This window comes from Devosia sp. Root436 (genome assembly GCF_001426345.1).
In the GTDB taxonomy this organism is placed as follows: domain Bacteria; phylum Pseudomonadota; class Alphaproteobacteria; order Rhizobiales; family Devosiaceae; genus Devosia.
The window spans coordinates 133484-155921 of sequence record NZ_LMEM01000016.1 but is presented as its reverse complement, the minus strand read 5'-3'; the positions used below and the strand labels follow the sequence as shown (position 1 = coordinate 155921).

26 protein-coding genes are annotated in these 22438 nt (G+C 61.0%); 7 read left to right on the top strand and 19 right to left on the bottom strand.

Annotated features, from left to right (window positions below):
• The first annotated feature begins 119 nt into the window (after window positions 1–119).
• Window positions 120–2693 (top strand): PAS domain-containing sensor histidine kinase, encoded by a 2574-nt coding sequence (locus ASD04_RS18980; RefSeq protein WP_056260390.1) that lies wholly within the window; start codon window positions 120–122, stop codon window positions 2691–2693.
• A 2-nt stretch (window positions 2694–2695) separates the two neighbouring features.
• Window positions 2696–3085 carry a DUF2237 domain-containing protein gene (locus ASD04_RS18975; RefSeq protein WP_056260415.1) on the top strand — a complete coding sequence of 130 codons (390 nt, stop codon included), beginning with the start codon at window positions 2696–2698 and terminating at the stop codon, window positions 3083–3085.
• Window positions 3086–3292: 207 nt separating this feature from the next.
• Here the strand turns inward: ASD04_RS18975 and ASD04_RS18970 are convergent, their stop codons facing one another.
• From ASD04_RS18970 to ASD04_RS18915, 12 genes are all read right to left on the bottom strand, one after another.
• Window positions 3293–3475 carry a hypothetical protein gene (locus tag ASD04_RS18970; protein WP_056260388.1) on the bottom strand — a complete coding sequence of 61 codons (183 nt, stop codon included), beginning with the start codon at window positions 3473–3475 and terminating at the stop codon, window positions 3293–3295.
• Window positions 3472–3969 carry an SRPBCC family protein gene (locus ASD04_RS18965; protein ID WP_056260386.1) on the bottom strand — a complete coding sequence of 166 codons (498 nt, stop codon included), beginning with the start codon at window positions 3967–3969 and terminating at the stop codon, window positions 3472–3474. The genes ASD04_RS18970 and ASD04_RS18965 overlap by 4 nt, the downstream gene beginning before the upstream one ends.
• A 10-nt stretch (window positions 3970–3979) precedes the next feature.
• Complete coding sequence (locus tag ASD04_RS18960; protein ID WP_056260384.1) at window positions 3980–4333, bottom strand: metalloregulator ArsR/SmtB family transcription factor; 354 nt, start codon at window positions 4331–4333, stop codon at window positions 3980–3982.
• 59 nt (window positions 4334–4392) lie between these two features.
• Window positions 4393–5412: an aldo/keto reductase gene (locus ASD04_RS18955; protein ID WP_056260382.1), complete on the bottom strand. Its 1020-nt coding sequence runs from the start codon at window positions 5410–5412 to the stop codon at window positions 4393–4395.
• 56 nt (window positions 5413–5468) lie between these two features.
• Window positions 5469–6464, bottom strand: a complete 996-nt coding sequence (gene araD1 / locus ASD04_RS18950) for an AraD1 family protein (protein WP_156461341.1) — start codon at window positions 6462–6464, stop codon at window positions 5469–5471.
• Window positions 6465–6723: 259 nt separating this feature from the next.
• Window positions 6724–7038, bottom strand: a complete 315-nt coding sequence (locus ASD04_RS18945) for a hypothetical protein (RefSeq protein ID WP_056260380.1) — start codon at window positions 7036–7038, stop codon at window positions 6724–6726.
• Window positions 7035–7376 (bottom strand): hypothetical protein, encoded by a 342-nt coding sequence (locus ASD04_RS18940; protein ID WP_056260377.1) that lies wholly within the window; start codon window positions 7374–7376, stop codon window positions 7035–7037. Before ASD04_RS18940 ends, ASD04_RS18945 begins: the two co-directional genes overlap by 4 nt.
• 10 nt (window positions 7377–7386) lie before the next feature.
• Complete coding sequence (locus tag ASD04_RS18935) at window positions 7387–8166, bottom strand: hypothetical protein (RefSeq protein WP_056260375.1); 780 nt, start codon at window positions 8164–8166, stop codon at window positions 7387–7389.
• A complete protein-coding gene (locus ASD04_RS18930) occupies window positions 8163–9659 on the bottom strand; it encodes a phage tail length tape measure family protein (RefSeq protein ID WP_162245162.1) in 1497 nt (498 codons plus the stop codon). The genes ASD04_RS18935 and ASD04_RS18930 overlap by 4 nt, the downstream gene beginning before the upstream one ends.
• Before the next feature lie 29 nt (window positions 9660–9688).
• Complete coding sequence (locus tag ASD04_RS18925; protein WP_156461340.1) at window positions 9689–10051, bottom strand: hypothetical protein; 363 nt, start codon at window positions 10049–10051, stop codon at window positions 9689–9691.
• A gap of 171 nt (window positions 10052–10222) precedes the next feature.
• A complete protein-coding gene (locus ASD04_RS18920; RefSeq protein WP_056260368.1) occupies window positions 10223–10891 on the bottom strand; it encodes a hypothetical protein in 669 nt (222 codons plus the stop codon).
• Window positions 10888–11346, bottom strand: a complete 459-nt coding sequence (locus ASD04_RS18915) for a helix-turn-helix domain-containing protein (RefSeq protein WP_156461339.1) — start codon at window positions 11344–11346, stop codon at window positions 10888–10890. Before ASD04_RS18915 ends, ASD04_RS18920 begins: the two co-directional genes overlap by 4 nt.
• A gap of 383 nt (window positions 11347–11729) precedes the next feature.
• Here ASD04_RS18915 and ASD04_RS18910 point away from each other — a divergent pair, with 383 nt between their 5' ends.
• The 3 genes from ASD04_RS18910 to ASD04_RS18900 are packed head-to-tail and all read left to right on the top strand — an operon-like array spanning window position 11730 to window position 14241.
• Window positions 11730–12332, top strand: coding sequence for a hypothetical protein (locus tag ASD04_RS18910; protein WP_156461338.1), 603 nt, complete (start codon window positions 11730–11732; stop codon window positions 12330–12332).
• Window positions 12322–13386 carry an XRE family transcriptional regulator gene (locus tag ASD04_RS18905; protein WP_056260362.1) on the top strand — a complete coding sequence of 355 codons (1065 nt, stop codon included), beginning with the start codon at window positions 12322–12324 and terminating at the stop codon, window positions 13384–13386. The genes ASD04_RS18910 and ASD04_RS18905 overlap by 11 nt, the downstream gene beginning before the upstream one ends.
• A 9-nt stretch (window positions 13387–13395) precedes the next feature.
• On the top strand, window positions 13396–14241 hold the full coding sequence (locus ASD04_RS18900; RefSeq protein ID WP_056260360.1) for a hypothetical protein: 846 nt from the start codon (window positions 13396–13398) through the stop codon (window positions 14239–14241).
• A gap of 170 nt (window positions 14242–14411) precedes the next feature.
• Here the strand turns inward: ASD04_RS18900 and ASD04_RS18895 are convergent, their stop codons facing one another.
• From ASD04_RS18895 to ASD04_RS18860, 7 genes are all read right to left on the bottom strand, one after another.
• Window positions 14412–14729, bottom strand: coding sequence for a hypothetical protein (locus ASD04_RS18895; protein ID WP_156461337.1), 318 nt, complete (start codon window positions 14727–14729; stop codon window positions 14412–14414).
• 83 nt (window positions 14730–14812) lie between these two features.
• Window positions 14813–15229: a hypothetical protein gene (locus ASD04_RS18890; protein ID WP_056260356.1), complete on the bottom strand. Its 417-nt coding sequence runs from the start codon at window positions 15227–15229 to the stop codon at window positions 14813–14815.
• Between the two features lie 507 nt (window positions 15230–15736).
• Entirely contained in the window at window positions 15737–16186 is a 450-nt protein-coding gene (locus ASD04_RS18880) for a regulatory protein GemA (RefSeq protein WP_056260352.1), read from the bottom strand.
• Window positions 16170–16907, bottom strand: a complete 738-nt coding sequence (locus ASD04_RS18875; protein WP_056260349.1) for a hypothetical protein — start codon at window positions 16905–16907, stop codon at window positions 16170–16172. The genes ASD04_RS18880 and ASD04_RS18875 overlap by 17 nt, the downstream gene beginning before the upstream one ends.
• 101 nt (window positions 16908–17008) lie before the next feature.
• Complete coding sequence (locus tag ASD04_RS18870; RefSeq protein WP_056260347.1) at window positions 17009–17359, bottom strand: hypothetical protein; 351 nt, start codon at window positions 17357–17359, stop codon at window positions 17009–17011.
• On the bottom strand, window positions 17356–18174 hold the full coding sequence (locus ASD04_RS18865) for an AAA family ATPase (protein WP_056260345.1): 819 nt from the start codon (window positions 18172–18174) through the stop codon (window positions 17356–17358). The genes ASD04_RS18870 and ASD04_RS18865 overlap by 4 nt, the downstream gene beginning before the upstream one ends.
• A complete protein-coding gene (locus tag ASD04_RS18860) occupies window positions 18174–19934 on the bottom strand; it encodes a transposase (protein WP_056260342.1) in 1761 nt (586 codons plus the stop codon). The genes ASD04_RS18865 and ASD04_RS18860 overlap by 1 nt, the downstream gene beginning before the upstream one ends.
• A gap of 501 nt (window positions 19935–20435) precedes the next feature.
• On the opposite strand from ASD04_RS18860, the gene ASD04_RS18855 reads away from it, so the two are divergent.
• Both ASD04_RS18855 and recA read left to right on the top strand, forming a co-directional pair.
• Window positions 20436–20936 (top strand): helix-turn-helix domain-containing protein, encoded by a 501-nt coding sequence (locus ASD04_RS18855; RefSeq protein ID WP_056260341.1) that lies wholly within the window; start codon window positions 20436–20438, stop codon window positions 20934–20936.
• A gap of 364 nt (window positions 20937–21300) precedes the next feature.
• Complete coding sequence (gene recA / locus ASD04_RS18850) at window positions 21301–22377, top strand: recombinase RecA (protein ID WP_056260339.1); 1077 nt, start codon at window positions 21301–21303, stop codon at window positions 22375–22377.
• Window positions 22378–22438 lie beyond the last annotated feature (61 nt).

The window sequence follows — 22438 nt, the reverse complement described above, 5'->3', positions numbered from 1 at the left end:
CCCCCCCGCGATCCCGTGTTGAAAACCATGTTCGGTCTCCCGCAGCACCGGGGCATTTGCTAGACCAGTGCAACGTGCCTGATTCGGCCCGACTCACCGGTTACGGAGCACCCTGACCCATGGCATCGACGCCAACAGGCGAGGACAGTTATCCCGATCCGCTCGTGACGGCGGGCCGGGGCGGGGCCGGTTTGTGGCGCGTCGTCGTGCTTGGCCTGGTGCTGATCGCCATAGCGGTTGGCTTCGCCCTGTTCAGCGACCGGATCCCGGCCGATCTGATCATGACCTTTGTCGGCGTGCTGGCCGTGGTGGGCGTATTCTGCCTGTTCGGGCTGGCGGCGGGCCTGTTCCGCTTCGCCAATGGCGAGGAGCGGCGCACCGTTTCCAATGCCGTGGTCGACAGCCTGCCCTTTGGCGCCGTGGTGTCCGACCGAGACGGCAAGATTTCCTATGTAAACGCGCATTACGGCAGCTTTTCGGGCGCGGTGACCAATGGCGTGCCGGTCGGCATACCGCGCCTCTTCGCCGGCCAGTCCGATGCCAGCGAGGCCATCTATCGGCTGTCGCGCGCCGCCAAGGATGGGCGGGCCGCAGTGGAGGATATCCGCATCGTCGGCGGCTTGGGCGGCTCGCTGGGCGATAGCGCCAAGCCGTTCTGGTATCGCGTCAGCGTGCGGCCGCTCCCGGAATCCGACGAGACCAGCAGGCCGCTGGCCATCTGGTCGGTGGAAGACATCACCCGCGACCGCGACAACAACGAAAGCGCCTTCCGCGACCTGCAGCGCGCCATCGACTATCTCGATCATTCGCCGGCCGGCTTCTTCTCCGCCGACGCGCATGGCCGCATCCAGTATCTCAATTCGACCCTGACAGACTGGCTCGGCTACGACCTGGCCGAGTTCAATTCGGGCCATCTGGGCCTTTCCGACCTGGTGCGCGGCGATGGGGCGACCCTGCTGATGCGCGGGCGCGGCGATGGCGAGATCGGCACCGAGATCATCGATATCGATCTGGTGCGCCGCAATGGCACCAGCTTTCCGGTGCGCCTGCTGCATCGCGCGGCGCGCCTCGCCGATGGCGAACTGGGCGAGACGCGCACGCTGGTCCTCGACAAGTCCAAGGCGCCCGACACCGAAGAGGCCCTGCGCGCTGCCGAAGTGCGCTTCTCGCGCTTCTTCAACGATACCCCCTTCGCCATCGCCACGCTCGACGCGGAAGGGCGCATTATCCGCACCAACGCCCCGTTCGGACGCATCTTCAAATGGTCGGGCGAGGAAAAGAGCCTCGAAATGCAGCCCCTGAGCGACCTGATCGGCGAGGGCAGCCGCGAGAAATTCGCCCGGGCCATCGCCGACGCTGCCGCCCACCGCTCCGAGGTCGAGCCGGTCGATGCGCTGCTCAGCGCCGAGGGCGATCATGCCGTGCGGCTCTATCTCTCCTCCTCGGAAATGAGTGCCGGCTCACCCGAGCAGGTCAATGTCTATGCCCTCGACATGACCGACCAGCGCAAGCTCGAAGCCCAGTTCGCCCAGAGCCAGAAAATGCAGGCAGTCGGCCAGCTTGCCGGCGGCGTGGCGCATGATTTCAACAATCTGCTCACCGCAATTATCGGCTTTTCCGACCTGCTGCTGCTCAAGCACAAGCCGGGCGATCCCAGCTTCAGCGAGCTGATGCAGATCAAGCAGAATGCCAATCGCGCCGCCGGCCTCACCCGTCAGCTGCTGGCCTTCTCGCGCCGCCAGACGCTGCGGCCGCAGGTGCTGGAACTGCCGCTGATCGTCGACGACCTCACCGTGCTGCTCAAGCGCATGATCGGCGAGAAGAACACGCTCGGCGTCGAGCATGGCCGCAATATCTGGCCGGTGCGCGCCGATGTGGTGCAGCTCGAACAGGTCATCATCAATCTGGTCGTCAATGCCCGCGATGCCATGCCCAATGGCGGCGCCATCACCATCCGCACGTCAAATGTGGAGCGCTCCGAAGCCGAGCGGCTGAACTTCGAGGGCATGCTGCCGGCCGATTATGTGCTGATCGACGTGCAGGATACCGGCACTGGCATGAGTGCCGAAGTGCTGCAGAAGATTTTCGAGCCCTTCTTCACCACCAAGGAGCTGGGCAAGGGCACGGGCCTTGGCCTCTCCACCGTCTACGGCATCGTCAAGCAGACCGAGGGCTATATCTATCCGGTCTCGGTGGTGGGCGTCGGTACCACCTTCAAGATTTTCCTGCCGCGCCATGTCGCCAGCGCCTCCGAACAGGCCGCCAAGGTTGCCGCCGCCGCGGCGCCGGTGCGCGACCTGACCGGCCATGAGCGGATATTGCTGGTTGATGACGAGGAGAGTGTGCGTGCCTTTTCGGCCCGTGCCTTGCGCGCCACTGGCTATGAGGTTTTCGAGGCCGATGGCGGCGAGGAGGCTCTTGGGGTCCTTGAAGATGAAGATTTCAAGATCGACCTGATGATATCAGACGTGGCCATGCCCGAAATGGATGGCCCGACGCTGCTGAAACATATTCGCGAGCGCATGCCCGACCTCAAGGTCATCTTCGTTTCCGGCTATGCCGAAGAAAGCGTGCGCCGCGATATCGAGGACGACCAGAGCGTCGAATTCCTGCCCAAGCCGTACTCGCTCGACCAGATCAACACCAAGGTCAAGGAAGTGCTGCAGATGGTGGGCAAGAGCGACGTCAATTGAACGTGCATGGGCGCTTCGAGGGGCCGGCCGAGCGCAACGTGCTCGGCGAACCGCTCGGCCCCTGTTCCAGCGATCCGTTGACCGGCTTCTTCCGCACCGGCTATTGCGCCGCCGGCCCCGACAGCGCCGCAGTGCATCTGGTCTGCATCGAGGCGAGTGACGACTTCCTCGAATATTCGGCTTCGGTCGGCAACGACCTCTCGACTCCCATGCCGCAATTCGCCTTTCCCGGCCTCGTCTCCGGCAATCGCTGGTGCCTGGTCGCCCAGCGCTGGCTGCAGGCGCACCAGGCGGGCAAGGCCCCGCGCGTCTTCCTCCGCTCGACCAACCAGGCCGTCCTGGGCCTCATCCCTCTCGACGTGCTCAAGGCCTATGCGCTGGATTTGAACTGAGATTAGTTAAACCGCCAGGCTGCCCCAGGGGATGCTTTACCTCCAGCGCTTGAGTTCTCCCCCTTCTCCCCTTGAGGGAGAAGGTGCCCGAAGGGCGGATGAGGGGTCCTGCGCTATCCACAATCATCGAAGCATGGGATGGCGCAGCACCCTCACCCGGAAATCCGCTGGACGCGGATGGGGAGAGTGCCTGGAGGCGTCTGAAGCCTACCGCCGCCCGCGTACCAATCGTCCCAGGGCCGCGCCCAGCCCGGCGAGAGCCACGGTGAAGAAGGTCCACTGCAGCACCATCAGGAAGGTGCTGGGCGCCTCGGCGGAGAAAAAGATCGTGTAGCCCAGCCAGGCAGCGACCGTGGCGCAGATGATTGCCGAAATGCGGGGATCGTTCATTCCTGTCCCTTTCCCAGTTCCGCCAGCACCTTGTCCAGCTTGCTGTACCCAAACTCCATGCCATCGGCCATCGGCGTCGCCAAGGCCCCGTCGCGGGCCTCTTTCGACGAATAGTTGAGCGTATTGACTAGCGTCGTCCGTCCGCTTTCTTCCTCGAAGATAAGCGTCGACACCGTCTCGCCGCCGGTCCAGTCATCGTCGAACACTTCGGCGCTCACCAGCCGTTCAACCGGTTCGATTTCCCTGACCACGCCACCCATGCCCATCACATAACCACTGGGCGCCTTCCACTCGTAGCGGTATTTGCCGCCCACCCTGGCGTCGAATTCGCACACCGTCATCACCCAGCCTTCGGCGCCGTTGAGCCAGCGGCGGATCAATGCCGGCTGGGTGTAGCAGGCGAAGACCAGGTGCCGCGGCGCGTCAAACTGCCTGGTGATCACGATCCGCGTGTCTTCAGGCGTGGTTACGGTCAGGGGGCCGCCAAAGGCCATGTCGCTCTCCTCAATTGTTCTTGCCCGCCATGGCTTCGAGTTTCTTCAACTCGTCGAGTAGATCATCGAGCTGGCCAAACTGCTTTTCCCAGAATTTTCGGTATTCGATCAGCCAGCCCGTCGCCTCGGCCAGCGGCCCGGCTTCGAGCTTGCAGGGTCGGCGCTGGGCGTCGCGGCCGCGCGAGATCAATCCGGCATTTTCAAGCACTTTCAGATGCTTGGAAATGGCCGGCTGGCTCATGGCAAAAGGCTCGGCCAGCTCCATCACCGAGGCCTCTCCCAATGCAAGGCGCGCCAGGATAGCCCGTCGCGTCGGATCGGCAAGGGCCTGGAAGGTGGCATCGAGGGCGGCTGGCGTCGGCATGACAATAACTCTGAGGTTCTAGAACCGTTCAGTTATATTGAGCGCCATTCAGTCTGCCGTCAAGCCTCTCCGCCGGGAATAGGCGTGCCCGGCGCCAGCAGGTCCTTGGCCGCCAGCGTGGTCCACAATTGCTCGGGCACCTTGACGTCCCACCAGTCGAGAATGCCGTCGAGCTCGGCCGGGGAGCGCGGGCCGGGCAGCACGTTGCACACGGCCGGGTGGGTCAGCGGAAATTGCAAGGCCGCGGCGGGCAGCGGCACGCCGAACTCCCGGCACACTGCCTCGATGGCCCTGACCTTGCTCACGATGTCCTCGGGCGCCTTGGCATAGTTGAATGTGTCGCCGCCCACCAGAATCCCCGAATTGAACGGGCCGCCGATGACCACGGAGGCGCCGCGTTCGATACAGCTGGTCATGAACGGGGTGAGCGAGGTCTGTTCCAGCAGCGTATAGCGTCCGGCCAGCAGGAAGACGTCCCAGTCGCCCAGCGCCAAGGCGTCCATCAGCACCTGCCATTCATTGACGCCCAGCCCGATCGCCTTGACGACGCCGGCATCGCGCAATTCGCGCAAAGCCTTGTAGCCGCCATTGGCAAGCTGCGCCCAGAGTGGCTTGTTGCCCTCGACGCCGTGCGTCGCCGTGCCGATATCGTGGACATAGAGAATGTCGATGCGATGGATGCCCAGCCGCTGCTGGCTGTCCTCGAAGGAGCGCATCACCCCGTCATAGGAATAATCGTAGCGCTGGTTGAAGGGCAGGGGATCGACCCAGTTGCCCTTGTCCTGCTCGGCGGCGCCGACCGGCTGCAGCAGCCGGCCCACCTTGCTCGACAGCACCACGCCGTCGCGTCGCTCCCGCAGCGCGTCGCCCACCAGATGCTCGGAGCGGCCGAGGCCATATTGGGGGGCCGTATCGACATAGTTGATGCCGACATCGAGCGCATGACCCACCGTGGCGCGCGCCTGCTCGGCCGGAACGGCGGAGAAAATACCGGCCAGCGAAGCGCCGCCGAGCCCCAGCGTCGTCACCTCCAGATCGGTGCGGCCGATGCGGCGCTTTTCGAAGCTGCGAGCAGTCATGTCATCCCTCCACCGAGCGGAGGGATAACTGACATGTTAGTTGGCTGGCTTCAAGCTCAATAGACGTTGCCGACGATCATTGGGTGCTCGGTTTCCACCCGGACGGGATTGCGTAGCGCCATGCCGAACTGGGCTTCCTCGATCTCGAAAATATCGTCCGGCTGTGTCTGGATGCCGTCGGCAAAGCTCAGCGTCGCCGTGCCGAACATATGCACATGCAGGTCGCCCGGATTGCGGAACAGGTCATACTTGAAGTGGTGATATTCCAGATTGGCGATGGTGTGGCTCATATTGTCCTCACCTGAAAGAAACGGCTTTTCCCACAACACCTTGCCATTGCGCCAGATTCTCGACTTGCCCTCGATATGGGCGGGCAGGTCGCCCACGCGCAGTTCCGGCCCGAAGGCACAGGCGCGAAGCTTGGAATGGGCGAGATAGAGATAGTTCACCCGCTCGGTCACATGGTCGGAAAACTCATTGGCCAGCGCAAAGCCCAGCCGGCGCGGCTGGCCGTTCTGGTCGATCACGTAAATGCCGGCGATTTCGGGTTCCTCGCCCGCATCGAGCGCGAAGCCGGGCGAGGGAATGGGGTGGCCCGGATTGACCACGGAATAGCCGTTGCCCTTGTAGAACCATTCCGGCTGCACGCCCTTGCGCCCGTCGGCCGGTTTTCCGCCTTCCACGCCCATGCGGAACATCTTCATGCTGTCAGTCAGCTCGCCTGCCGGTTTGTCGCCATTGGCTTTGTGCATGGCGTCGCGCGTGGCGGCTGAGCCCAGATGGGTGAGGCCGGTGCCGGTGACATAGAGATGGGCCGGATCGGGATGATCGACCGGGGCCAGCATGCGCCCTTCGGCCAGGATGGCGGCGCGATCCACCTCGGCCCCGAGACCCTTTTCGGCGATCAGGGCGCCAAGCCCGCCATGGCGCGACAGGGCGGTGATTGCCAGTTCGTAGACGCTGCTGGCATCATTGACGACGCGGGCCATGCCGCTCTCGACGGCGCCGACCGCCCGTTCGCCATTGGCATCGAAAAACTGGATCAAATTCATGGCACGGCTCCTCAGCTGCTTGGCGCGGGCTGTTGGCATAAAGCGCAACCGGGCATGCGGTGGCAAGTCAAAAATCATACTTATCAGGTCGAACCGATTTCCACCTGTTCGGCGCGTCGATGTTAACAGTGTGCTAACCAACTCGCTGTAACCTGTAGATAGATATTCCGGACTGTAGGGCGATATCCGGGATTCACCGGGGATGCCCAGTGATGCCCAACACATGCCAGTATTGGACAGGGGAAAAAGGGGCGCGAACTTACGCTTGGTGGATGAAGCGGTGGATCGATGACCGCGACGGTGCCCGCTCCACCCCGAATCGTTCTTCGCATGCCGCAACGATCTCCTTGATCAGCATCGTCTCGGCGGCCTGAAGGATGAACTGGGCAAGCTCGGGGTCTCTGGCGATGCGGGAGCGAGAGGCCAACCGGACCTTGGACACGTGGTGGGTGTACGCGGCTTCGCGGTCCTTCCGGAACGCCAGGAGCTCCTGATACTCGTCGCTGGAGATGGTCACCGCCTCCCCTGGAAAGGCAAGCCGCCCACACTGCTGGCACTTTTCGGGCACGGTCATCGCGGGTCGCTCCGCAACCTGGCCATCCGCTCCCTATGGGCCGCCATCTGAAGATATCGGTGGATCGCCGAGCGGGAGGGTACGCGCTCGGCGCCGAAGCGTTCGATGCAGGCGTTCCGCATATCGGTGAGCAACATTTTGCCCGCTGCCGCCAGTTCGACCAGGTGGGCGGCCAGCTCCGTGTCATTGTCGAGTTTCGAACGGGATGGCTTGCCCAGATACCCGCCTTCTCGGGCAGGCCGGCTGAGAAGGTCGCGGTATTCAACTGCGGTGATCGTCACCATCGCCTCGGCGTAGACCAGCTGCCGGCAATCGGCACAGGGTTTCAGCATCGCCATATCGGGCTCCTTACCTCTGCGGGCGCCGGGCCGCCTTGAGGGCTCGACGCTGCTGCCTGTTCAAGGCGTTGACGGTGGCCTGGGCACGCACTTCGCCAACAAAGCCTTCGGCATCCCTTGATAGGTCAATCTTGTGCCCGATCCGGTCCGGCCAGCTGCGTAGAACCTCGCTGGTCAAACCTTCTCTGGTGATGGTCGTTAGCTGGGCGTACCCACCGACCATGTGATACCCACCGGTGCTGTGCCGATAGAGCCGCTGGCCTTCCATCAGGCGCATGCCATCGGTGCGGGGATCGAACTCTTCGGGTGAGATCGGGCCGAAAATCCCGACCGCCGCCAACTGATGCGGCGCCGGTATAGGTGAACCGACAAGGTCGGGAACTCGGACGGGGACGGCCTCGGGGATGGTGCCCATTCCGTCGCGCATTCGCCCCTGCGCACTGCGGCTGAAGCATAGGTATGTTTCCATCCCCTCCCGCGCCCCGGAGTACCCGCCGATCGTCAGCTCGAAACGGTCCCGGTGGAAGCGGGCAGTCGCGCCCCGGATTATCGCGGGCAGCTGTTCCACCAGATCGTCAAACGATTTCAGCCGGTCGCCGGAAGCGTTGAGCATGTACTGAAGAACGCGGAAATTCTCGTACGGGCCACGGGTGGCTATCGCCGCTCCGATGGCGGGCAGCAGAATGACCTTGTCCTCAATTGCCTCGATAACGCCGGTCTGGGAGTAGACCGCTGCATCGGTCATGAACCAGATACGATCGTCCCGCCGAATGACGTTGATGGCCGTCATGGTCTTTGGTCTCCGGCCAGTGTGTTGAGGGTGTCCCACTCTCCATCCGGGGACGCAGCGACCGCACGGTCGGCTATCTTGTCCAGGGCCGACACTGCGGCATTGCCGAAGACTTCCCAGGCGTTGCCGCCCTCTCGCAGGCCCTTGAAAATGTCGGTGACAAATCCGCTGAAGGTGGACTTGTAGAAGTCCATCTCGCGGTTGAAGTCGGCCATGGCATCCTTGGCGATCTTTACGCCCTGGGCCGCTGCACCGGCAGCGTCACCAGTTTCCTCAAGCCCGGCATTGTAGTTCGCGATCGCTTGCGTCTGCACGGCGCCGAAGAATTGGCCCATATAGTCGGTCTCGGCCACCTCCTGGAGGCGGGTATTCAAGGCTCCCCAACCTTCGGTCAAGCGGGCAACGGCTGCATCGCCGCCGAAGTCCACGTCCACGTACTCCATCAGGTTCATCGTGGGGAAAAGGTCCTGACCCATACCAGCTTGGGAGGCGAGGCCGTTGATGTCGGTTATGAGGCTGTTGTAGGCGACCTGCACCTCTCGGAAGCCGAAGATGATCGCGTTGGCAAAACCCTCGGCGGCGGCCTCACCCGCTGCGGTGAAGGCGTCGGGAATGGACATGACGATAGTGCCGACGATATCGACCATGCCGATCGTCTCGCGAACGATGAAGTTACCGCCCTCCTTGGTCTGCTGAACGAATAGGTCCCATTCGTCCGACCACCAGGAGGCCACGGCGTCGAGTGCCGGTTTAAACTGTTCATAAATGGCCGCTGCAGGCACCTGAAACACAGCTGCCAGCACATCGCCGAAGCCAACGGCGACACCGCTGGTTTCCTCAATTTCATGGCGTATGCCGGCGATAGACAGGGCACCACCACCTATGACCAGGGCGAGCGGCCCCAGCTTCGACACAAGGCCGCCAGCCATCTTGCCGGTTTCCGACAGAGCCTTGCCCAGCCCGCCTTCTTCCGGGCCGTAGATCATGGAAATCTGGGAACCTTGCTGGGCGGCGACCATCAGCGGGTTCATGCCCGATGCAAGCGAAACGCCAATATCTTGAAGCTGAAAAAGCAGGTTCGTTCGCTGGGCAGCGGCGCGGTTGTTCCGCATCATCGCGCCGGTATGGCCGTCCAGGGCCGCAATGGCGCTGGTGTGCGCCATCTTCTCGCGGTCGATGGCCAGGGACATTTCATCGGCGGATATCGCGCCCAGGCGGTAGGCCCGCTGAATACCCGCAAGGTTGGTTTCGTGCGCCTGTTCGGCAGCAAAGACGGGGTTGTATTGGGCCCGCAGCGTGTCGAGCTGCTGCCCCATCGCTGCAATATCGTCGCGGGTGGTTTTGAAGGCATTGTTGCCGCTAATGCCGAACATCCGGTCAAGGTCGGCGCTTAGACCTTTCCCGCTTGCCGCGCTGATGGAGCTGGTGGCCAGCATCTCGATCTCGCGGCGTGTCTCCTTTAGGCCGGCAACAGCGTTGCTGTTGTCGGCCATGAGCTTCATCGAAATGACGAAGGGCCGGGTCACTTCTTGGTGCCGGCTGCCTGTCCGCTGGTAGACTCTGACCAGGCGGTCCAGAAAGCCTTCAGTACCCAGACATTGGCGAGCATGTCGGCTAGCGCAGCATCCGAGAAGGCCACCGGCTGCCCATCGTCATCCACTACACTTTCGTCCCAGTCGAGGACTATAGCCTGGATGAATTCAATTGTTCCGTTCTCGCCGGCACGATCCATGATTTCCCTGGTTTCGGTCGTGGAAACCGAGCGGAACTGCGCGTTGAACGTCTGTTCAACGGTTGCGCCGCCGCGCTTGGGGTCTGTGTTGGGCGACTTGACCCTCACAGGCCACCAATACTCATAATTGGGTTTTAAGACGAATTTTGCCACGGGATGTGACCTTTCCTTGATGTGGGGCGGGTGCCTGGGAGGGAGGCTAACGGTGTCCCCCACCTCGTGGGCCCGCTGCCGAAGATGGTTGGGCGGTGGCCGGCCTCCGCAAAGCTGGCCACCGCCTCGTCCCGACCCAACCTGGACAAGGGGGTTGGTCGGAAACTTGAGTTAGCGTTTTGCCCTTGCTTTTGAGACCGCCTCAACGGCCTGGATGAGCGTAACGTGTCGGCCCGCCTTTGCTTCAAGGTCGATGTAGTCTCTGGCCGCTGCCGCAATTTCCGCAGCATAGTTTTCCGGTGTGTAGTGGGATGGGGCGGCGTCAGGCCCTAGAAGGTCGCGAACCTTCTTGTTAGTGTCTTCGACGCTTGCGCAGAACTCAATGAACCGGCCGGGATTTTGGCGGGAAAATGAGATGGCCCAATCGCGGTTGTCTTCAAGAATTACTCCTGCAGCGATAGCCTCTTCTGCCAGTCTGTCCAGGTCTGGTGTTGCCGTGTGCTCGGATACCGCACTTGCAACGACCGAGCTTGCGTCAACACTTTTAAAGTCAATTGCCCGTTTCTCCGAGACGAGCGTAACCGCCTCTTCCAGGGAGACTGGCAGGCCGATTTCCTCGCGGTGGTGCATCAGCAGCCTGGCTTGCGCAGCGATGTCACTGGCGGCCAGGAAACTTGCACCCTCGGACGACGCGCGCCGACCATCTGCGACCATCTGCGTAGCCTGTATCAAGCTAATGGGCATGCCTGCTTTAGCCCTTGAGGCCATCAGTTCATTAGCGAGAACCGCGAGTCGTCTTGCCTCCTGAAACGCGTCGGCGTCGGGATACTTGTAGGTCATGGGTCGTTTCCTTTCTTGTCCATGAAACCGACGTGCTGTTGTTCACGGCCCAGCCGTCGGTTCCTTGCGGCGCGCATGTGCGAAACCATCCGTTCGCTGATGCCCAGCTGGATTGCTGTCTCTCGAATGCTGAAGCCTTTGACACAGGCCTGTTCGAGCAGGAGTCTCCGTCGCAACCTGATGGCACTGGGAATCACCACGGGCGTTCCAATCCAACCAACGTCGTGGTCACGGTGCCCTTGAACCGACAGTTTGAAGTGGTCACACACCGCCCGTGCGGCGTCATGACCAAGAAGCTGAGTAAGCCAATGATCTGGCATTGCGGCGGGCGGGATATAGACGCGTTGACCACCCCTTGCCGCCGCGAGCGTCAGGACGGCCTCAATCCCGATAATTTGCGCGAGCCCCGCTAACAACGCGGGTAAGTCGGAAATATCCGTTTGGCTTGCTGTCACTCTCAGGAGGTCGCCGGTTTTTGAGCAGGTGACTGACAGCTATCAGGGCTTGTGGGTGTCTCCGACCCTGACGAATGTCAGGGGGACGTCGTGTCGGTCGACTTGGGAAGCTGGTGCTGGGCCTAGGAACTCGTTATCGTCCAGTGGACCGCCGTGACAACCGGGAAATCGTCGGTCCGGTTCAGAGCCTCCTTCGTGGAGCCTCTGTTACGGGGAGGGTGGCGTACCCCCCGGCGGTCACCCCCTTATCGAGGCCGATTTGACCATGCCCTGGTCTTGATCGGGCATGGCGATCCATGGAGTTATTTTCTCAGTTATATTTTTCATTGAAAATGTCGAACAGCGGGCCCATGTTTGAGACCCTGTCCTTTGGAGATTCGTGCATGCCGTTGTCCCGTGAAGACGATCAGAATGCCGCGATGGTCGCTATCGCTCCGATCCTGCCCCTCGTGAACGATATCCTCAACGGGGCGGTCGAATTCTACTTCGGCGAGAATTACACCGACGCCGCCCGCGCGCAGCACACGGCCCGAGCTGCTGCAAACTGCATATATTCACATGCAGAGCGCCTTATGTTGGACGCCGAAGGTTCGAGGGCTGGCCTTCACATCCTCGATGTCCGTGGACTCCGCGTCATGAACTGGCGGGACCAAGCATTGCTGAGGTTCAAGAAGGTCGACGGCAATGGCCGCAGTTCAAATTACCAGACCAAACAGCAACAGGACTATGACGATCAGTTGCCCATTCCCGACCTACCAGACCCCGCTGTCCGACTGACTGCTGGCTATGAGCTGGCGCCGGCCGGCGTGGGTCTGAACCGCGTGATCATATCCCGGCGCGTCGGCCAGGGGATGTTCTGGTCGTCGCAGGTGATCTTCTTGGAAAATGAGGCAAATTGGGTAGATATCACGCCGCAGCGGTTCGCAGGCATGGGCGATTCCGACTTTAACGCTGCGCGGGCGCGGAGGGCGCGGAGTGGACGATAGGACTTTCAATCCCGATATGTTGAGGTTGGCGCGAGAGGCGCGCGAACTGACTCAGTCGGATCTGGCAAAGCGCGCCGATGTTACCCAAGCGCTTATTTCGAAGCTCGAGCATGGCCTCATTACGCAACCAGGTGATGAGGCCATTGAACGGATCGCGACGGCGACCAGGTTCCCAGTTGAGTTCTTTTTCCAGCGGGAGAGGGCCGTTGGCTTCCCGCATTTCCACTATAGGAAAAGGGCGAGGCTCGCTGCCAAACCGTTGGCGCGCATCAACGCTGTGATGAATATACGCCGGCTTCACGTTGCGAAGTTGCTAGCATCTTTCGACTGGGAAGTGGCGAAGCCAATTCCGCAGATCGATCTGGATGAAAACGGCCTCACGCCGGAGAAAATTGCGGAGCGGGTGAGAGAGTATTGGATGGTGCCCCGTGGGCCTCTGGCCAACGTTGTCGACCTCATAGAGCAGGCGGGCGGGGTGGTGATCGTTGCCCGGTTCGGCACGGACCTCATGGATGGGCTGAGCTTCCGTTCCGAGGGGCTGCCCCCGATGTTCTTCATGAACATGGATATGCCAGGCGATCGCTTCCGCTTTTCGTTGGCCCATGAATTGGGTCATATGATCATGCACCACCATCCTGACGACGATGCAAAGATGGAAGAAGAGGCGCACCGGTTTGCCGCAGAACTTCTGATGCCGGCAGCAGATATCCGCTCGTATTTGGTCGGCGCCAAGCTCAGCCACATGGGTAGAGTGAAGTCCTTCTGGAAGGTTTCGATAAAAGCTTTGATCCGGCGAGCGTTCGATCTGGCTCTCATGACTCCCTCGCAATACAAGTCTCTGAGCATCCAGTACAGCAAGGTGTTCAAGGGTGTAGAACCGCTGCCGATACCGGTCGAGAAGCCTTGGCGCCTGGCTCGCGTCGTGCAGCATCACCTGGAAACGCTTGGCTACTCGGTTGACGAGCTGGCCAAGTTGCTGGCGTTTCGACCAGAGGATGTTCAGACGGTCTACATTGGTTCACGCCCTGGTCCGCGCCTCGTTATTTCGAACTGAGGTGCAGTGATGACAATTGCCGCTGCCATTTCGGTCATCTGCACCAACGTATGGTGTGCGGTGACAACGGAAGTTGTCGTCCGTCTTTCTGAGAGGCCAGCTGGGTCGTTTGCCCGGACGCCGGTGCACGTGGTGTGCGATGGCTGCCGGGAGGAATACTTTCTGTCTCTCGATTCCGACGACGCCGGCACAGAGGTCACGCCAAGCGATGCGCCAGCGTTTTTCGCAACATGTCGCCCCTACTTGGGCGACGATATCGACTGGGATGAATACGACCCACCAGCCAACCCCTATGACGTCTTCCGGAGGGGTCGCGAGAGCTTAGGCTTGCTACTGAAAAACGGTGGCTGGGCGAAGCACCGGACGTTTCAGCAGATGGTGCTGGTCCAACACTTCTCCCTGATCGAGGCGTTTCTAGCTGATGCGTTGATTGGCCTATGCCAGCGAGAAGGCGAGGTCCTGGACCGCATGGTGTCGCGAGTAGACGAACTGCGGACCGCCAAGGTCGGCCTCCAGGACATCCTTAAGGACGGCGATATCGTCCGCAATCGGGTGACGAGCTACCTGCGTGGCCTGCAATTCCATAACTTTCCCAAGGCAGATGCCCTCTACAACATCGCGATCGGGACGGGCATCATGCCCAAGTCTGAGGAGGACCGTGGCTGGTTGGGGATCATCACCGGTCTGCGGCATGACTGCGTTCATCGAAACGGATTCGACAAGGACGGAGACCTGACGCCTGACTTGCAGGAAGAAATCCGCATCGCAGACCGCATGTTCCTAGCCATGGCGGAACGCGTCCAGGACGGCATCGCCAGACTCGATCGAGATCGACCCTTCAGGCACAACCGCTAGCAGGTTTATGAACGGGAATGGTGTCACGCCCACTTCGCTACAATCGCCCTGTGGCAGGCGAAAGGCAATCGGTGCGGCTTGGGTAGCTGGGCGCGTGGCTTCGACCGTTCTAGCCGTTTCAATACCGCTTCAAATTCGATGTTCGAGGCCGGGGTTGGGGCGGGCGGCGTCTAGCGGTCCCAAACCTTGCCGGTGAAATGCATTCGCCATTGGGTGACGGTCGACTCGTTGATGCCGAGCCTTTCGGCAGCACGCTCATCGGACGTGACAAGAGCAGCCCTCGCCTGATCCTCGGAAACGCACCTGCGGTTGCCAGGAATTAGAACACTGACGCCGATTTCCCCATTCGAGGAGCGCTGCGGTTTTCCCAGAGCCGCAGCAACCCGGAGCGCAGCATCCGTGCCGACGATGGTGGCAAGCGCGGATTCGGCTGGCACTTCCAGCGGCAACCAGAGGTCGCGACCGCCAAGCCGCTGGGCTACGATCATGCCCGCTTCCCGACCCAGAACCTGGATGATCACATTGATTGGGTCGGAGCTCGGAGAAGGAGCCGCCACGGACATGGCGAAGCTCAACGCGAGGATTGCCCGGTGGGCGCCCCGTCCGAATAACCTAGCTTGGCCCGATAGCGATAAACGGTGCGAACATGGCACCCCATGCGAACAGCGGTTTCGCTGACCGTCAAGCCGAGCGCCAGGACATCTTCCCAGGCAGCGGTCTGCCGGGCATACCGCGCCATCGGTACCGTTAGACTCACCCCTTGCCCTTGAACCTTTCGGTCACTGCCGTTGCCAACGCGGAAGTGTTCACAGAGCTTGTTCGCCAGGTCGTAGCCGATCAGTTCGGACAGCCAATGCCCAGCATCGACCCTGGAGGGAATGTAGGTGACCAGGCCGCCCTTAATGTTTGCGAGCATGGTCGCAGCTTCAGTGCCGATGACCTCGGCAATCTCGGCGAGGGATGTTGGGAATTCGTCAGCTGAAGACATGGGGTGGCCACCCGGAGCGTTCGGCTGGCTTGAGGGACGCGTATTTGCCAGCGTGCCCCTAACATCTGTCACCCCTAAGAACAAAACGGGATCGTGACGGATGTCACCCCCTTTGCGGGGACGCTTGGGGTGTTCGGCAGGAGCGGCGCCAAAGAGGTCCAGTTGGAGCGACTTCCCGGAATCGGCTACCACTTTGCGGCACACCGGACACTGGAGCGGACATGAGAGCGAATTGGGTTGCCTGCACGTCGAAGGACCATGAAGGCCGGACGGTTTACATCAACCTGGACAGGGTGGACCTGATCTACGCAGACGAGGGTGAGACATTCGTCGTGATGGCGGGCTGGGACACTGGAGAAGATGGGGGCCCTTTGCACGTCGAAGAAACTCCGGAAACTATTCTCGCGGGCGCCTCGAAATAATCTGGTGTGGCGCGAAGTGCGGGCGGGGCTGGGCAACGGATTGGCGCAATAGCGCCACCCCCTTCCAGCCCCCTTGAAAGCCTGTTTAACGGCCATGTTGATTCCGGGCGGCCATGGCCTTGAGGCCGGGAATTATCCGCCCGGCAATCTCGGCCGTCACGAAGCGCAGGGCCGATACGTGATGGTACCTGGTCAACCAGGTGTTCAGCGCGGCTTCGGCGGTTTCGTCGTTGCCCTGGTGGTGGTACTCGCCCCAGAGCTTCCGGATCAGGTCCACCTGGCTGGGGCTGGCCATGCCGGCGCGATTGCCGAACGTGCGCTTCGACCAGGTGGACTTGAAGCCCAGCCTGGTCAGGTGTGCGATGACCCGCTCGAAGCCGAGCAGGTCAAGTTCGGTGGCGCTTGCGACGCCGGCCACCTGCACCAGCATGGCCCGATAGTCGTCATCGGACAGGTGGAGATCGCGCTTCGCCACGTGCAACAGCGCGATCTTCTTGCCCGGCAAGCCGGAGGTGGACTTAGGCGCCCTGGACATTGCGCAGCGCCAAGGTGAGCGTGATCCGCTTGCGAATGTCGGCCTGCTGGCTTTCGAGCCGATGGAGGGCATCAAGCAGGGCTTCGCTACTCATGGCTTTGAGCTGGTCTGCCGATGGCCCTTCCACCAGCACGGCGATGTCTTCCATGCGGGCCGTATCGATGAACGGCCAGGCTTTGGAACGGTCAACGCCACAGACTTCGCCCAGCCGCTCCAGGAGCTTGGCGATGCGCCAGTTGATGACGGCCTCGGCCTTCAGGCGTTCGTACCAGGACAGTTCGGCGCGGGGCTTGCCCTTGACCATTTCGAGGAAGGTGCGGGCTTCACGGTCGCGCAGGCGTTGCCCCTCGCGCTCATCGAGCACTTCGGCCATGAGCTGGGCATCGGCCATGAGCTGGGCCGCCTGGCGCAGGGATGCGGCGGCCTGGGCGACCACGCCGGCATGGTCGGCGCCGGTTTCGGCCAGCACGATCGCCGCCCGCTGGCTTTCGTCGGCTGCGGCGCGGGTGCGGTCAGCGGCGGCGCGAAGGTCAGCCTCGAAGGCATCCAGGTCGCGGAAGAGATCGCCATGGCCGGCTAGCTTATCGCAATCCTGTGCGATCGGACTGTCAACGCCGAAATATGGGCCATTGTGACCCAGTCTGTTGGGCAGGGATTCGACCTGGGCCGCGACGGCCGGTTGCTGCTGGTTGTCGGTAGACGTAGAGTGGCAAGCGTCCATTTTCGGTTCCTTAGAGTGGCATCGGGGGTGGATAGGACCGAAGGTGGTGCAAACACCTTCGGTCCGATTGGTCTGCCGGCGTCTCCCCCGGCAGCGGGTAACTAGTCGCGGTCCTGCCGAGCCCTGACGAAGGGATTGCTGTCTTCGTCGTTGGCGACCGACCAAACCCAGAAGGGCGCGCCATTAGGCGGGTACCATTTTTCCGGGTCACTGCTATCGGCAACCTGTGCGGCTTCCTTGGCCATTTGGCGCAACCGAGCTGCGATTGCGCGAGGCGTCGCCGGGTCTTTCAAGACGTATTCCGGCGCCATTTCGATCGTGAGGCCGTTGCTCACGGCTCGCCGCAACATGCTGCGAAGGCGCTCTGCGCTGCCTTCATCAATGAGGTAGCGCCTGACGAGCCAATTTACGAAGTCGCTGTCACGCTGGAAGGCAGCCCATGATGTGCTCATGCTATTTTCCTCCGGTGCTCTGCTGGTTTTGCGTGGTCATCGAGGACGGGAAGGCGTGAGCGGTTAGTCAGCTCAACCATGGCGCGCAGGTGTTCCATACGCACCGTCCCGATGCCCGAAAGCTTGCGAGCGCTGGTTAGCAGCATGACCAGTTGATGCAGGCTGAACTGCCGCCCATAACGCGCAAGCGCGTCTCTGGTGGACGCCTCATTCTCGACGGCCCATTCGTCGGCAACCCTGTCGAAGTCGCTGTCCAGCAGGCCATCAATCTTGATGTCCATACCAAAGCGATTGTTGATCTGCTCCATCGCCCGCACCTGGTCGGCATTCGCGCGCTTGACGACCGTTTCGCCATTGCCAACGAGCAGCAGGCCAAAGCCAATTTTGCTTTGAACGCGAAGCAGCTCGCGAAGCGCCAGCGGCTCGATGCTCTGGAATTCGTCCAGGATAATCGGTTCGATCCACTCACCGTGGTTCCGCTCAGGGATTTCCCGATAGACCCGGTCGGCCAGTTCATTGAGCGTGGTGTTGGTGACCTTGATTTCGTAAAGTCGCAGCAACATGCGATAGACCCCGCGAGGGCTGCTGTCAGGCAGGCGAACTTCGCAGCCCAGCGCGAGGCCTTCGTCCAGAATTTCGGCGATGACGCCGGATTTTCCGATGCCTGATGGCCCTACGATGCGGGCAGGATGACCAGAGCTTATGGCCTGGTCTAAAGCGTTTCGAATAATCGTGCCCGTCGAGATCTCGACATAGCGCGTCGCGCGTCTCGGCAAGACCAGATTGTAACTGTCATCGTTGCTGAAATGGTCCATCAGCTTGACCTCAGACGGCGGAGAGTTTCAGTTTGACGCGCGAGGCTCGCCTCGAACTCGGCTTCCTTGGCGCGGCGGGCGATTTCCTGCTGATCAACCTGGTCGGCCAAGGTCGCCTTTCGCGGCGTGATGGCGAGCAATGGCTCTGCGTAGAGGCTGACATTGACCGTCCCGCGGGGCGGGTTGGGTCGGGCGAGGGGTTGCTTGCGGGCGCGCTCGATCAGCAGCTTCCCACCGTCGACAATTGGGGCTTGCCGTTCCAGCTCCCTAAGGCCCTCGTAATATAGCTTCCGCGCCGCCAGCGAATTGATGATGCCCTTGGGGTCGAGGTAATCGACAATTTCATTGGGCTCCGCGATACCGAGAAAGTTGCCCGCTGTGTCTTCCACGACCAGGGCGTTGAACTTGTGGTACTTTGGCCGGTAAATCATGGCGTAGTCGCCATGGTATTTCTTGAGGGCGTCGCAGGACCAGAAGCGGTTTTCCAGGCGGAATTGCTGCCGGGTCAGCTTTACTTGCTTGCGCTCGCTGAACGCCATGTTGAAGCCCTGTTCGCCAGCAACGACGGCGGCCCAGCCGGCGTCTACAAACTCTTGGAACCGTTGCTCTGGTGACCGGCCAGCTATGCCGCCTGAATCGCGTTTGAAGGTGTTGTCGACACGCTCGTATCCATAGAAGTCCTCGAAGAACGCTTCGACGCCCTTGCTCCAAGGCTCGTGCCGCTTGCCAAGCGCAGGAACCTTGGGATCGTGCCGATTATCGCCGGCCCAACCTTCCATGTGCTTGTAGAAGTGATTTTCGACATAGGCGAACCGGGCCTCGACATGCGCCTTGGCCTGGGCGTTGTAGGCCTGGGCGAAGATGAGGGTACGCATGCTGCTGCCGTCTGGCTCTTCCCACGCCAGGCGCGCGGCATCCTGCATGAAGGGCGCGAAGCCGTTCTCCTTGCCGTTGTCGAGATAGAGGGTGCGCGGGATGCCCCAGCTTGGGTCCGTGACCATGGCCTTGTAGGCTTGAATCATATCGATGACGCGAACCGAGCCGCCCATTTCGGAGATCACCACAACGCTGAAAATGCGCTGGGTGGCGACATCCACGAAGCTGATCATGCGCGGCCAGACGACCCTGCCGGTCGGCATGGTGATTGGGTCGTTCATGTAGTGAACGTCGCCCACGACGACTTCCATCGGCACAAGGTTTTCGGTAGTGCGTGGCTGGCGCCAGCGCGAGTCCTCCGAGGCTTTCCGGTCGAGCCGGTGTCGGCCAGCTTTCAGAAATACTCGCTCCTGATCGATGCGGTCGATCGACAAGGCGAAGATGGCTTCGCCGATGGGGACGTAGCCGAGCTTTGCGGTCTGCTCTTGCAGGTAGCTCTCGGCTAGGGACCTGACTTTGCTGCGTTCCTGGTTGTCCATCCAGAGGCCGCGAATACGCAACTGCAACGCCTTGGACATGGCTATTTTCGTAGCATCGTCGAAGGGAACCGCATTGTCCCATTTGCGGCTGACGTGGACCTTCTTTTTTCCCGTGTCTGCGCGCTTCTTGCGCAGCAGACCTGCCGCACCGAATTCGAGGTAATCCTTAACGTAGCCGTACAGAGTTGTGCGTTTCAGCCGCACCAACTTGCCACGCCAGTCATGCACTTCGCGGCCATGCAACTCCATGATCGCGGCTTTGCGCTTATGGCCGGAATCTAGCTCCGCAAGCGGTTGCACATAGTGCAGCAGCCATGCCAGTTCCCTGCCGTCGCCTTCGGTCAAGGAGAGCGAGGGTTGAAGGGCTGTTCGTGAGGGTTTTAATTGCCGTTGAAGGTCGAGCGGGAGCGAGCTGACTTTGACGGAGTAAGATGTTCCGCTGCGACCGCCCCGGCTCCCCGCTGTGGTTTTCACAACTAGGGATACGCCTCGCCAAATACCCTTCGCACAAGCTTTCCACGCTGCTTGTCGGCTAATTTCGGCGAGCTTTGCGAAATCGCCGAGAGACAAATAGTCAGGCTGCATTTCTTACAGCACCGGCTATGATGCGAATGCGAAGGGTTTGTGCCTTCGGCCCGTTTCGCTTGCCGAGCAGAGCATAGGTCGCCCAAACGCGGTCTACTTCATTTTCTCGACACCAAGCGGTAAGGGATGTGCCCTGAGCGACGAGACAACCTCGAACGGCGCTTAACAGCTCTGGGCCTGGTGATATACAGTGAATCGAGTTGGTTACAGTATGCATTCACGCATACTGTATGCAATTTTGAGTACCGTCAAGCGGTGACAATGACTTCTGAGATCGAAGAATATCTAAGCCTGCTCAAAAAGCTCACCGGAGCCACGTCCGATACGGACCTAGCCACGAAGCTCGGTAAAGCCAAGCAAACCGTCTCGTCTTGGCGTAGGCGAGGCAGCATTCCGCTAGAGGTGCAGTATGAGTTGGCAGAGCAGTACGGGCCTGAAGCGACGCCGTTCCCTGAGATAAAATATGCCGTTCAGATGCGGGAGCGCCTCATTGCGACAACGGTTTTCCTCAGTCTGTTTGATGAACAAAGGGCGGAGTTAGAGCCCAAAGACGACCCCTCTCGTTACGTCTCTTGGGGGCGACTTTTTGAACACGTTGAACTTGAGTTGATGAAGGCAGCTAGAAAGGTGCGCGAGGCTTCTTTGGACGGTGATCCGTTTGCGGCTGCCGAACTCGTGAAGGGCCTGCTGCGTGCGGGCAAACTTCCCGATGTCCAACGTTCAATTGATATTTGGATACGCGACGTAGAGGTTGACGACTAGGTTTACCAATTTGCGGATCAGTCGTGACGGTAGGGTATCAAGGTTTCCCAATAATCCTAACGCGATCAACCACTTGATATGTACGACGGACTCTGTGGCCAATTTACCAATTGGGTTCCAGAGTGGTTGACCATAGTTCCCATGCAGATCAATGGCTTGGGTAGTTTTTGGTCCGAAATATCGACCGACACCAATCCCAAATAGCTTTCGCCGCCCTAGCTGCCCGCGTGAATGCGGATGTTCTCATTTTGTCCCTTGACGGCGCCGGAACAATATGAGAACAAATAGCGGACATTCAGGGCAGACCACCGGCGGTACCAGCGCGTTGCGCAGCCTCCAAGGGCGTGGAATAAGGAGAGACCAGATGGCTAGTGCGCCGCTTCGTATTGTTGAAGGTGGATCGATGGATAAGGACAAGGCACTTGCCGCGGCGCTCAGCCAGATCGAGCGCAATTTCGGCAAGGGCTCGATCATGCGCCTGGGCGAAGCGTCCTCCATCGAGGTCGAATCGATCTCCACCGGCTCGCTTGGCCTGGATATCGCGCTGGGCATTGGCGGCCTGCCAAAGGGCCGTATCGTCGAGATTTTCGGGCCTGAAAGCTCGGGCAAGACCACGCTGGCCTTGCATGTCATCGCCGAAGCGCAGAAAGCCGGCGGCATCTGTGCCTTCGTCGATGCCGAGCATGCGCTCGATCCGATCTATGCCCGCAAGCTGGGCGTCAGCGTCGATGATCTGCTGATCTCGCAGCCCGATGCCGGCGAGCAGGCGCTCGAAATCACCGATACGCTGGTGCGTTCCGGCGCCATCGACGTTCTGGTGGTTGATTCGGTGGCCGCGCTCACGCCGCGCGCCGAACTGGAAGGCGAAATGGGCGACTCGCTGCCGGGGCTTCAGGCCCGGCTGATGAGCCAGGCCATGCGCAAGCTGACCTCGTCCATTTCCAAGTCCAAGTGCCTCGTTATCTTCATCAACCAGATCCGCATGAAGATCGGCGTGATGTATGGCTCGCCCGAAACCACCACGGGCGGCAATGCGCTCAAGTTCTACGCCTCGGTACGCCTCGATATCCGCCGCATCGGCGCCCTCAAGGACCGCGAGGAGATCGTGGGCAACCAGACCCGCGTGAAGGTGGTCAAGAACAAGCTGGCCCCGCCATTCCGCCAGGTCGAGTTCGATATCATGTATGGTGAGGGCATTTCCAAGACGGGTGAATTGCTCGACCTGGGCGTCAAGTCCGGCATCGTGGAAAAGTCCGGCGCCTGGTTTTCCTGGGACAGCCAGCGGCTGGGGCAGGGCCGTGAAAATGCCCGCCAGTTCCTTAAGGACAATCCGGCGATTGCCGCCACGATCGAGCAGGGCGTGCGCGAAAGCTCGGGGTTGCTCGGCGAAGTGCTGCTGGTGGCCGGTGGTGACGACGACAGTTCCGGCGACGACGACTGAGCTCCTTCCCATGCAGGGATATTCGAGGCATCGCGCAAGCGGTGCCTCTTTTCTTTGTCGA